The sequence below is a fragment of the Nocardiopsis sp. FIRDI 009 genome (genome assembly GCF_003386285.1).
GTDB lineage: Bacteria > Actinomycetota > Actinomycetes > Streptosporangiales > Streptosporangiaceae > Nocardiopsis.
On the sequence record NZ_QPNC01000014.1, the window covers coordinates 39352 to 50105 of the forward strand.

The following is a 10754-nucleotide window of genomic DNA, read 5'->3' on the forward strand; positions in this document are numbered from 1 at the left end:
CGCCGCTCAGCCGCGACGCCCGAGGTACCGGTCCACCACCAGCGGACCCAGGGCCTCGGCGTCGGCGCGCACGACCCGTACCGCCCGCCGCCGGTCCATCTCGGCGGCGAAGTCGCGCAGTCGGGGATCGTCGGCGAGCAGGAAGAACACCACCTCCGCGCCCTCGCGCAGCAGCCGGTCCAGCTCGGCCAGGGTGAGTTCGGCGGTCCGCGGGTCGGGCGGCCACGCGAACCGGGAACGGCCGTCCCCGCCCAGGTGGGCGGTGGGCTCCCCGTCGGTGACCGCGAGCACCAGGGGCCTGAGGCCGCGATGGCGCCGCACGTGTCCCCGGGCCAGGCGCAGCGCGTGGTGCAGATTGGTGCCGGGGGTCCGCCGCCACTCGTGCGCGACCAGTCGGGCGGGCGTGAGCTCGCGGGCGCTCTCCCCGAAACCGACCAGTTGGATCCGGTCGTCCGGGTGACGGGTGCGGACCAGGGTGTGCAGGGCCAGGGCGGTCCGGGTGGCCGCCGTGTGCAGCGCGCGCTCCACCATCGAGTGCGAGAGGTCGACGAGCAACGACACCGCCGCCGCGCCGACGGGTTCGGTCTGGGCGACGCGGAGGTCCCCGGCGCGCAGGAGCGGCCCGGGGGACACGGCACGGCGCAGCGCCGCCGCGCGGACGGTCGCCACCGGGTCGAGAGGACGGTCGTCGCCCGCCTCGCGGGGCGTGTGCGCCCCGGTGGGATCACCGCCCCGGCCACCGCCGCCCGGGTGCCCGCCGCCGGGGCCCCGCGCCGAACGTTCGATGTCGCGCAGGGCCGTCTCACCCAGCCGTCGCAGCTCACGGGGGGTCAGGCCGTGGCCGTTCCGGTCCGGGGGGGCCAGGAGGCCGCCGCTCAGCGACCCGCCCGCGGGGCTGGCCCGGACGCCCCCGCCCTCACCGTCGCCGTCGACCTCCCGCGCCCGTAGGCGTTCCAGCGCGACGGTCTCGACCCGCTCCTCCCGCGAAGGCGGGTCGGGGTCGGCCAGCGGGTCCGGGCCGCCGGTGTAGGCCCGGTACCGGAACCTCATGCCTGCCTCCTCCCGCCGTGCGTCCCGGGTCCCGCGTCTCAGAAACGGTAGACGTCGCGGTCGGGGAGCGTGTCCTTGGCCAGACGGCGCTCCAGGTACAGCCCCTCCAACGCGAACTCGACCACCGCCGCGGCCAGGCCGGGCGTGGGCGGACCGTCCTCGGCCTCCGGAGCCGCCCGCTCGATCATCGCGGACAGACCCGGGACCGTGCCGACCCGGCGCAGCAGTTCGGCGGCTCCGACCAGGTCCCCGGTCTCGACGGTGCCGCCCCCGCCGAACCGGTCGCTGAGCGGGGTCAGGTCGGTCTCCCCCAACCGGGCGCGGAAGGTCTCGGCGACCGCCCGCCGCAACAGCAGGTGGAGGATCTCGGCCTCGCGTCCCTCGGCCTCCATCTCGAACTCGACCTTGCCCATCAGCGGTTCCACGGCCGACGGGAGGTCGCAGACCCGGGCCACGGGGACCTCCTCACCGGTCAGCGCGGCACGGCGCAGGGCCGAGGCGGCGACGGTCTCGGCCGCCGCGACGGAGAAGCGCACCGAAACCCCGGACCTGCCGTCGACCTTCCTCGAGTCACGGACCAGCCGGGTGAACCGGGCCACGGACTCCAGCAGGTGCGTGGGGACGACCGTGCCCTCGGGGATCGCCGCCTCCTGGCGCAGCAGGGCGAGTTCGTCGTCCAGGGCGAGCGGATAGTGGGTGCGCACCTGGGCGCCGAACCGGTCCTTGAGCGGGGTGACGATGCGCCCCCGGTGCGTGTAGTCCTCGGGGTTGGCGCTGGCGACCAGCAGCAGGTCCAGGGGCAGCCGCAGGGTGTAGCCGCGCACCTGGAGGTCGCGCTCCTCCAGGACGTTGAACAGCGCCACCTGGGCGCGCGCGGGCAGGTCGGGCAGTTCGTTGACGCAGAACACACCCCGGTTGGCGCGGGGGACGAGGCCGTAGTGGATGGTCTCGGGATCGCCCAGCGACCGGCCCTCGGCCAACCGGGCCGGGTCCACGTCGCCGATCAGTTCACCGACTCCGGTGTCGGGGGTGGCGAGCTTCTCGCCGTACCGTTCGGTGCGGTGCCGCCAGACCACGGGCAGGGAGTCGCCCTCGCGGGCCGCCCGCGCGCGGCACCCCGGGCAGACGGGGGCGAACGGATGGTCGTTGACCGGGCATCCGGCGACGGCGGGGGACCATTCGTCCAGCAGCCCGGCCAGGGTGCGGATCAGCCGTGTCTTCCCCTGGCCGCGCTCGCCCAGCAGGACGATGTCGTGCCCCGCGATCAGGGCCCGTTCGACCTGTGGGAGCACCGTGTCGTCGAACCCGTGCAGGCCGGGGAAGCGGGGGCGGCCCGCGCCCATCCGGCGCAGCAGGTTGTCCCGGACCTCTGCGGCCACCGGGCGGTGGACGTGCCCGGACTCGCGCAGTGCGGCCAGGGTGCTCGGCAGGTCCTCGGGCGGTGCGGGAGGCGTGATGGGACTCACCCGACGGAGTCTAGGGGTTCCGGGTGGTGGCCGGCGACGGGCGCGGTGGGCGTGAAACCCCCCAGGGCGGTGTGGGGAGTGGAAGAATGGGAGGAGAAGGTACGGTCCGAGGTCCGGCCGGTGGCCGGTGAAGGCGGGGTGGCGGCTGGTGGCACGGTTCGGCAATGCTCTGACGACGGGGGCCGACCTCGTGAACGCGGCCGAACGGGCCGTGCTGGCAGCCCTGGAGCAGGTGCGGGGGCCGGTCGACCTGGTGTGCTTCTTCGTCAGCGGCTCCGATCCGGACGAGGTCACCCTCGCGGGCAGGCGCGTCATGGAGCTCGCCTCGGGCGCCGTCTGCGTGGGGTGCAGCTCCACCGGTGTGATCGGCGGCGGCCGGGGGGTGGAGAACCAGGGCGCGGTCAGCGTGTGGTGCGCGCGGCTCCCGGGCGTGGAGCTCACGCCGTTCCGGTTGGACACGGTCCTGGAGGACGACCACCTCGCCGTGGTCGGGATGCGTGAGCCCGGCCCCCGCGACCGGGTGGCGATCCTGCTCGCCAACCCCTACGAGTTCCCCACCCAGGCCTTCGTCCGCGAGTCCACCCCCGCGCTCGGCGGGCTGCCGCTGGTCGGCGGGATGGCCGACGGCATGCGCGGGGAGGACTCCGTGCGGTTGTTCTACGAGGGCGAGGCCGTCGACAGCGGCGCCGTCGGCGTGCTGGTCGGCGGGGAGGGCGTGCTCGGGACTGTGGTCAGTCAGGGCTGCCGCCCGATCGGCCCGAACATGACCGTCACCAAGGCCGAGGGCAACCTCCTGTTGGAACTCGCGGGCACCAACGCCTACGAGAAACTGGAGGAGCTGGTGGACTCGCTGAGCGAGGAGGACCGCGCGCTGGCCGTCCAGGGGCTGCACGTGGGCATCGCCATGGACGAGTACGCCGAGCAGCACGAACAGGGCGACTTCCTGATCCGCGCGCTCAGCGGCGTCGACCCGGAGATGGGCGCGCTGGCCGTCGGGGACATGGTCGATGTGGGCCAGACCGTGCGCTTCCAGGTGCGTGACGCGGGCACCGCCGACGAGGACCTGGCCCGCAGACTGGCCGACTTCGGCGCCGAGCACGAGGTCGGCGCGGGGTTGCTCTTCTCCTGCAACGGGCGGGGCGAGGCCCTGTTCCCGCAGGCCGACCACGACGTGCTGGCCGTCCGCCGCATCCTGGGCGTGGAGGCGGTGGGGGGCTTCTTCGCGGCCGGGGAGATCGGCCCGGTCGGCGGGGTCAACCACGTCCACGGCTTCACCGCCTGCCTGTTGGCCTTCGCCGACTGAGGGCACCCGACCCACCGGACCTTTACCGTCGTATCACCAACACCCGACACGAGTTCCTTGAGTACGCGCACACCAGAACGCTTACTGAGAGTGACCATGTGCTCCTTTTCGGGTGAGGGAATACGCGATGTCCGACCGACGCCGTCCGACCACCGTGCGGACTCTGGCCGCCCTGGGCGTTCTCGCCCTGCTGGCGCCCGCGGTCCCGGCCCAGGCGCGTACCGCGTGGATCCCACAGGACCTCGCCTCCGCGGACCGGGTCGGTCTGCTGCTCGACGACGGCGCGCTGCGCGTCGGCGTCGCCGGGGCGGAGGACCGCGTCGGGGCCCGCAGGGAGCACGCGCGGACCGACACCGGACTGGCCACCTTCCCCGAACAGGACCTGGGCGCGCCCACCGACACGGTGGACGTGCGCGTGCGGGCCGAGGGGGACGACCGCGGCGTGCTGGCCGAGGCGCGCGGGGTGCGCGCCGACGGGATGTGGACCGAGTGGCACCCCGCGCGGGGCGGCGGCACGATCACCCTGCCCGAACACGTCTCCCGGGTGCAGGTGCGGGTGGAACTCGGCGGCGACGACACCGCCCTGACCGGGCTGGGGCTGCGCGTGGCCGATCCGCGGGACGGCGCACCGGACGAGGGCGGGCCGGGGAGCGGGCAGGACACGCCGGGGGACCGGCCGGAGGGGCACGGGGACCAGGGGGAGCCGGAGGGCGAGGAAGGGCCGGAGGAGCCCGAGGGCGAGGAGGGACAGGGCGAGCCGGACACACGGGTCGGGCCGTTCTCGGCCCGTCTCTTCGCCACACGGATCGGTCTGGTCGGCGGACGCACCGCCAACGGGCACACCATCCGCCCCGACGACCACTTCGTCGCGCTTCCGTCACGTCGGGCCCTGGCGAACCGGGGCGGAGGGGAGTACACGGTCCGGGTGTGCACGACGGGGGCGCTGGGACCGACCGTCCCCCAGGACATGCCCGAGGACCACGTCGCACGCTGCGCCTACCTGCCCGTGTGGGACGTGGGTCCGTGGAACGTCACCGACGACCACTGGAACGAGTCCCGTCAGTCCTGGCCGGACCTGCGCCACGGGCGCCCCCAGGCACAGGCGGCCTACACCGACGGCCACAACGGCGGACTCGACGGGTTCGGCCGCCGGGTCCGCAACCCGGCCGGGATCGATCTGGCCGACGGCGCGTTCCGCGAAGGGCTCCGGCTGCCCACCAACGGGTGGGTGCGGGTCGACTACCTGTGGACCGCCGAGTACCGGTCGAAGACCAGGATCACCACCGAGAGCCGGCGCGACCCGGTGATCGTCCGGGACGGCCCCGGTACCGACCACGCCCCGGTGGGGCTGGCCGCGCACACGGCGGTCGTGGACGTGGACTGCCAGGCCGTCGGCGACGCGGCCCGCGGGCCGTTCGGGACGGATGACACCTGGTACCGGATCGGTCGGGACAACTACGTCCCGGCGGTGTTCGCCGACGGCGGCGCCGACGCGCCCGCCTGCGAACCGCTGCCGTGACGGACGGGGCGCGCGCCCCCGCCTGCCGGAGGCGGGAAGACCGGGCGGGCGCTCAGGTGCGGATGACGACCGTCCCCGCGGTGCGGTCGTGCAGGGCCAGGCGCCGGTCGCCGAGCGCGGCCATCGACTCGCCCAGGGAGAACAGGTGCCCCAGGAACGGCAGGGACTGGGGGAGACCGAACAGCGCCGACCGGCCCAGGGACTGGCCCTGGCTGAGCCGTCCGCCGTCGGCGGCGCTGACCACCTTGATCCCGACCAGCATCTTGCCCAGCGTGCGCCCCCACGCGGCCAGGTACAGCCAGTCGTAGAAGAACAGCAGCAGACCCCAGCCGAACACGAACATCAGCGCCCACACGTTGGCCTCGGCGTCGCTCGTGTCGCTGCCCCCGGTCAGCACCGTGACCAGGATGACGACGAAGACGAAGAAGGCGAACGCCGCGAAGACCGCGAGGACGTAGTCGATCGCCCGCGCGGCCAGCCGACGGCCGAAGCCGGCCAGTTCCGGGCCGCCGGGCCCGCCGGGGACCGCGGGGTCGGCGTGCCCCCAGGGGGCGGGGGCGGGGCCGTACGGCGGAGCGCCGGGGCCCCAACCGGCCCGCCGGGCCTGCGGGGGGCCGTACGGGGGATCCTTCGGGTTCCAGTGGGGGGTGGACATGCGGTTCCTCGGGCGTCGGTCGTCGGAAAGCGGGGCGTGCCCTCCCACGGTACCGACGGGCTGGCCGTGGCCGGTGTGACCGGTGTCCCTCGCCCCGGCCCACCCTCGGGCGGGGGGTGGGGGGCGGGCCTCCGCCCCCCACCGGTCACCGCAGTGCTCAGGCCCCGCTGTACGGCACGGCTTCGATGATCTCCACGCCCAGGCTCCTGCCGTTGGGCAGCTGGTAGCTCACGTGGTCGCCGACGCGCTTGCCGTTGATGGCCGCGCCGAGCGGGGACTTCGGGGAGTACACGTCTATGGGGGCCCCGCTCTCCTCACGCGAGGCGAGGAGGAAGGTGACCTCCTCGTCGTCACCATCGAACCGGATGGTGACCGTCATGCCGGGGCCCACCACACCCTCGGTCCGGGGCGCCTCACCGACCCGAGCGGTGCGCAGGATCTCGGTGAGCTGGAGGATGCGGGCCTCCATCTTGCCCTGCTCCTCCTTGGCGGCGTGGTAGCCGCCGTTCTCCCTCAGGTCGCCCTCTTCCCGGGCCGCCTCGATCTTCTCCGCGATCTCGACGCGCCCGCGCCCCGTCAGGTGGTCCAGCTCTCCCTTGAGCCGGTCGTACGCCTCCTGGGTGAGCCAGGTGACGTTGTCGTCGCGGGTCTGGGTCACGGGAACTCCTTGGTGTACTAGTAGCAATGGCCACCAGGCGGCCAGAGCTGAACTCACGAGAATATCACCGGGTGCCGACGCACACGGGTCCCGTGACTCCGCCCTGGTACCGGGCCAGGCAGGGGGAGGGTTCGGTGGATCAGTTCTGCGGGTCTTGTTCCCTGCACGAGGCCACTTCTACCGTGGAAGCCTGTCGAAGCGTGTCAACGCTCGTGGTCACGATCCGGTTCCCCGGCTCGACCGTGACGCTGTCCTGACCGACCTGCACCATCTGGTCGTCCAGCGCCGAGACGAGGCAGTGGGCGCCGCCCCGGCTGTTCACCTCGAAGGTGATCCTGGCCTCTTCGGCCGAGCGGGCCTCGAACGACACCACCTGGTGGTACACCCCACCGGCCAGCCCGTTGTAGTTCATGACGGAGTACCCCCACCCGATCGCCGTGACGACGGCGAAGACGGTCCCGAAGAGGAAGAAGAGCGGGCCGTTGCCATGGCGCTTGCGGAGCGCGGGCGCTGCGTCGGCACTGTTCACGGCGGCTTCTTCCGGGGTCGCGGGCATCGGGAATCTCCGAACGAGGGGACGGTGTTGTCTAAGATATCCCCGACCCGACAACCCCCCTACTCGGCCCACGCGTGAGTCGTCCATGCCGTGCATTCGGGGTGCCCGGACGGCCCACCCATCGAGCCGTTCACCGAGTCAAGGAGAAGCCTTCGTTGTCCGAGCGCCTGCGCCTCATGGCGGTTCATGCCCACCCCGACGACGAGTCCAGCAAGGGCGCGGCCACCATGGCGCGTTACGTGGAGGAGGGCGTCGACGTGCTCGTCGTCACCATGACCGGTGGCGAACGCGGCGACATCCTCAACCCCGCGATGGAACGTCCCGAGATCCGAGAGAACATCGCCCAGGTCCGCCGTGAGGAGATGGAGCGCGCGAGGGAGATCCTCGGCATCCGGCAGGAGTTCGCCGGCTTCGTGGACTCCGGTCTCCCCGAGGGCGACCCGCTGCCGCCCCTCCCGGAGGGGAGCTTCGCCACCCTCCCCGTCGAGGAGGCCGCCGAGCCCCTCGTCGCGTCGATCCGCCGGTTCCGTCCGCACGTCATCCTCACCTACGACGAGAACGGCGGCTACCCCCACCCGGACCACATCATGACCCACAAGGTGTCGATGCGCGCCTTCGACACCGCGGGCGACCCGGACGCCTACCCCGGCTCCGGCGACCCCTGGCAGCCCCTCAAGCTCTACTACTTCGTCTCCTTCCCACCCGAGCGCTTCGACGCCCTGGCCAAGGTGCTCGCCGAACGCGGCCTGGAGAACCCGTTCGCCGAGTGGGTCGACCGGATCAAGGAGCGGGACCGCCCCCGCTGGGAGATCACCACCCAGGTCCACGTGGCCGAGTACTTCGAGGTCGCCGACGAGGCGCTCAAGGCGCACGCCACCCAGGTGGACCCCGACGGGTTCTGGTTCGCGGTGCCCAACGACGTCCGGATCGAGGCCTGGCCGACGGAGGACTACCACCTGGTCCGTTCCCTGGTCGACACGGAGGTCCCGGAGACGGACCTCTTCGCGGGCGTCACGGACGCGGTGAGAGTATGAGTGGCATGAACACGCTTTTGACCTCCGCGACCGTGCTGGCGGACGAGGTCCAGATGGACCGGAGCCTCGTGACCCCGGGTGTGCTCGGCTTCCTCACGGTGTTCGCGGTCGGTGTCGGGCTCTACTTCCTCATGCGCAGCATGACCGGGAAGCTCCGCGCCCTGTCCGCCGACGCCGACGAGACCGAGGAGAGCGGCGCGTCCGTGGTCGGCGCCTCCGGGGACACCGCGGAGAACGGTCGGGACTGATCGCCGGGCTCCGCCGTCCGGGGCCGCTCCACCGGGAGGGGCAGCCCCGGTGAGCGGCCTTCGGGTGGCACAGTGGAGGTATGCCCAACCGTCTGAGCGACGCGACCAGCCCGTACCTCCTGCAACACGCCGACAACCCCGTGGAGTGGTGGCCCTGGGGTGAGGAGGCGTTCGCCGAGGCGCGCCGGCGCGACGTGCCCGTGCTCGTCTCCGTCGGCTACGCCGCCTGCCACTGGTGCCACGTGATGGCCCACGAGTCCTTCGAGGACCCGGCGACCGCCGAGCGGATGAACGCCCTGTTCGTCAACGTCAAGGTGGACCGCGAGGAACGCCCCGACGTCGACGCCGTCTACATGGAGGCGACCCAGGCCATGACGGGTCAGGGCGGGTGGCCCATGACCGTGTTCGCCACCCCCGACGGCGCGCCGTTCTACTGCGGCACCTACTTCCCGCGCGACCACTTCCAGCGGCTTCTGGAGGGCGTGGCCACCGCCTGGCGCGACCGCCGTGACGAACTCCTCCAGCAGGGCGAACGGGTGGTGAACGCGCTCAGCGGGCCGCGCACGCTGGCCGCCGCGCCCCCGCCGGGGAGACAGACCCTGGATCTGGCGGTGCGGGCGCTGGCCAGCGACTACGACCACACCAACGGCGGGTTCGGCGCCGCGCCCAAGTTCCCGCCGTCGATGCTGCTGTCGTTCCTCACCGCGCAGCACGAGCGCACCCTGTCGTCGCAGACCACCGGTGAACCGACCCCCGCCGGGCTCATGGCCGGGGGAACCGCGGTGGCCATGGCGCGCGGCGGCATCTACGACCAGCTCGGCGGCGGCTTCGCCCGGTACTCGGTCGACCGGGAGTGGGTGGTGCCGCACTTCGAGAAGATGCTCTACGACAACGCGCTCCTGCTGCGCGCCTACACGAGGATGAGCCGCCGTCCGCCCGGCTCCGGGCCGGCGGAGAACGGCGAACACGCCCTCCTGCGCAGGGTGGCCGAGGAGACCGCCGACTGGATGCTCCGCGACCTGCGCACCCCCCAGGGCGGTTTCGCCTCGTCGCTGGACGCCGACAGCGAGGGTGAGGAGGGCACCTACTACGTGTGGACCCCCGCCCAGTTGCGCGAGGTCCTCGACCCGGAGGACGCCGAGTTCGCCGCGCGCGTGTTCGGGGTCACCGAGGAGGGCACCTTCGAACGCGGGGCCTCGGTCCTCCGGCTCCCGCGGCCCCCCGCCGACGCCTGGCGCCACGAGCGCGTGCGCGCGGCCCTGCTGCGCGCGCGCCAGGAGCGGGTGGCCCCCGACCGGGACGACAAGGTGGTGGCGGCGTGGAACGGTCTGGCCGTCGCGGCCCTGGCCGAGGCGGGGGTCCTCCTGGAGCGCCCCGACCTGGTGGACGCCGCCCGGACCGCGGCCGACCTGGTCCTGGACGTCCACGTCCGCGACGGCCGCCTGATGCGCACCTCGCGTGACGGCCGCGTCGGGACCAGCGCGGGCGTGCTGGAGGACTACGCGGACATGGCCGAGGGCCTGCTGACCCTGCACGGTGTGACCGGTCAGGCCCGCTACGTGCACGAGGCCGGGCGGCTGCTGGACACGATCCTGGAGCACTTCGGCGACGGGGAGGGCGGCTTCTTCGACACCGCCGACGACGCGGAGCGCCTGTTCAGCCGCCCCCAGGACCCCACCGACAACGTCACCCCCTCGGGGCGGTCGGCCGCCGCTTCGGCCTTGTTGACGTACGCGGCGCTGACCGGGTCGCGGCGTCACCGGGACGCGGCCGAGGCCGCGCTGTCCCCGGTCTCCCTCCTGGCGGAGAAGGCGGCCCGGTTCGCGGGCTGGGGGTTGGCCACGGGTGAGGCCCTCCTGAGCGGCCCCCGGGCGGTCGCGGTCGTCGGCGACCCCGGCGACCCCCAGGTCGACGTGCTGGTCAACACGGCGCTGCGCTGGGCTCCCCTGGGAACGGTGCTCTCGCGCGGGGACGGCCGGGAGGACGGGGGAGTGCCTCTGCTGCGCGAGCGCGCGGCGATCGACGGCCGGGCCACCGCGTACGTGTGCGAGGGCTTCACGTGCAGGCTGCCCGTCACCTCGCCGGAGGAGCTGAGGCAGCAGCTGTCCGGGTAGGACCACTCGCGTGGAACGGCCCCCGAGGGGGTGTCGTTCCGGCGTCCGGCGCCGGTCCGGGGCGCGGCGCAGGACCCGAGGAACACCGCCTAGCTTGGCGTTTAACCTCAGCTCGTGACCCGGACACCGTTCCGGTCACGGGCTTGACCGT

The 10754-nt window shown here is 73.3% G+C and carries 10 protein-coding genes; 5 read left to right on the forward strand and 5 right to left on the reverse strand.

Annotated features, from left to right (window positions below):
- Positions 1–6: 6 nt before the first annotated feature.
- Together DVR05_RS11815 and DVR05_RS11820 are read right to left on the reverse strand one after the other, a co-directional pair.
- Positions 7–1050, reverse strand: a complete 1044-nt coding sequence (locus DVR05_RS11815; RefSeq protein WP_116245906.1) for a VWA domain-containing protein — start codon at positions 1048–1050, stop codon at positions 7–9.
- Between the two features lie 38 nt (positions 1051–1088).
- Positions 1089–2507 (reverse strand): sigma 54-interacting transcriptional regulator, encoded by a 1419-nt coding sequence (locus DVR05_RS11820; RefSeq protein ID WP_198659145.1) that lies wholly within the window; start codon positions 2505–2507, stop codon positions 1089–1091.
- Between the two features lie 157 nt (positions 2508–2664).
- On the opposite strand from DVR05_RS11820, the gene DVR05_RS11825 reads away from it, so the two are divergent.
- Complete coding sequence (locus tag DVR05_RS11825; RefSeq protein ID WP_116245921.1) at positions 2665–3819, forward strand: FIST N-terminal domain-containing protein; 1155 nt, start codon at positions 2665–2667, stop codon at positions 3817–3819.
- Between the two features lie 127 nt (positions 3820–3946).
- Positions 3947–5338, forward strand: a complete 1392-nt coding sequence (locus DVR05_RS11830; RefSeq protein WP_116245907.1) for a hypothetical protein — start codon at positions 3947–3949, stop codon at positions 5336–5338.
- Positions 5339–5390: 52 nt separating this feature from the next.
- On the opposite strand, the gene DVR05_RS11835 is transcribed toward DVR05_RS11830, so the two are convergent.
- The 3 genes from DVR05_RS11835 to DVR05_RS11845 form a co-directional block, all read right to left on the reverse strand.
- Entirely contained in the window at positions 5391–5993 is a 603-nt protein-coding gene (locus DVR05_RS11835) for an RDD family protein (protein ID WP_116245908.1), read from the reverse strand.
- Positions 5994–6150: 157 nt separating this feature from the next.
- Entirely contained in the window at positions 6151–6651 is a 501-nt protein-coding gene (gene greA, locus DVR05_RS11840; RefSeq protein ID WP_116245909.1) for a transcription elongation factor GreA, read from the reverse strand.
- A gap of 139 nt (positions 6652–6790) precedes the next feature.
- The gene (locus DVR05_RS11845; protein ID WP_116245910.1) at positions 6791–7207 is read right to left on the reverse strand and encodes a DUF4307 domain-containing protein; all 417 of its coding nucleotides are present in this window, start codon (positions 7205–7207) and stop codon (positions 6791–6793) included.
- A gap of 155 nt (positions 7208–7362) precedes the next feature.
- On the opposite strand from DVR05_RS11845, the gene mca reads away from it, so the two are divergent.
- The 3 genes from mca (at position 7363) to DVR05_RS11860 (ending at position 10603) form a co-directional block, all read left to right on the forward strand.
- Positions 7363–8241, forward strand: coding sequence for a mycothiol conjugate amidase Mca (mca, locus tag DVR05_RS11850; protein WP_198659144.1), 879 nt, complete (start codon positions 7363–7365; stop codon positions 8239–8241).
- 5 nt (positions 8242–8246) lie between these two features.
- Entirely contained in the window at positions 8247–8489 is a 243-nt protein-coding gene (locus DVR05_RS11855) for a hypothetical protein (RefSeq protein ID WP_116245911.1), read from the forward strand.
- A gap of 80 nt (positions 8490–8569) precedes the next feature.
- On the forward strand, positions 8570–10603 hold the full coding sequence (locus DVR05_RS11860) for a thioredoxin domain-containing protein (RefSeq protein ID WP_116245912.1): 2034 nt from the start codon (positions 8570–8572) through the stop codon (positions 10601–10603).
- Positions 10604–10754 lie beyond the last annotated feature (151 nt).

Excerpts from the sequence above, each read along its gene's own strand:
- DVR05_RS11815 (WP_116245906.1), bottom strand. The coding sequence starts at position 1,050 with ATGAGGTTCCGGTACCGGGCCTACACCGGCGGCCCGGACCCGCTGGCC.
- DVR05_RS11830 (WP_116245907.1), top strand. The coding sequence starts at position 3,947 with ATGTCCGACCGACGCCGTCCGACCACCGTGCGGACTCTGGCCGCCCTG.
- DVR05_RS11835 (WP_116245908.1), bottom strand. The coding sequence starts at position 5,993 with ATGTCCACCCCCCACTGGAACCCGAAGGATCCCCCGTACGGCCCCCCG.
- DVR05_RS11845 (WP_116245910.1), bottom strand. The coding sequence starts at position 7,207 with ATGCCCGCGACCCCGGAAGAAGCCGCCGTGAACAGTGCCGACGCAGCG.
- DVR05_RS11855 (WP_116245911.1), top strand. The coding sequence starts at position 8,247 with ATGAACACGCTTTTGACCTCCGCGACCGTGCTGGCGGACGAGGTCCAG.
- DVR05_RS11860 (WP_116245912.1), top strand. The coding sequence starts at position 8,570 with ATGCCCAACCGTCTGAGCGACGCGACCAGCCCGTACCTCCTGCAACAC.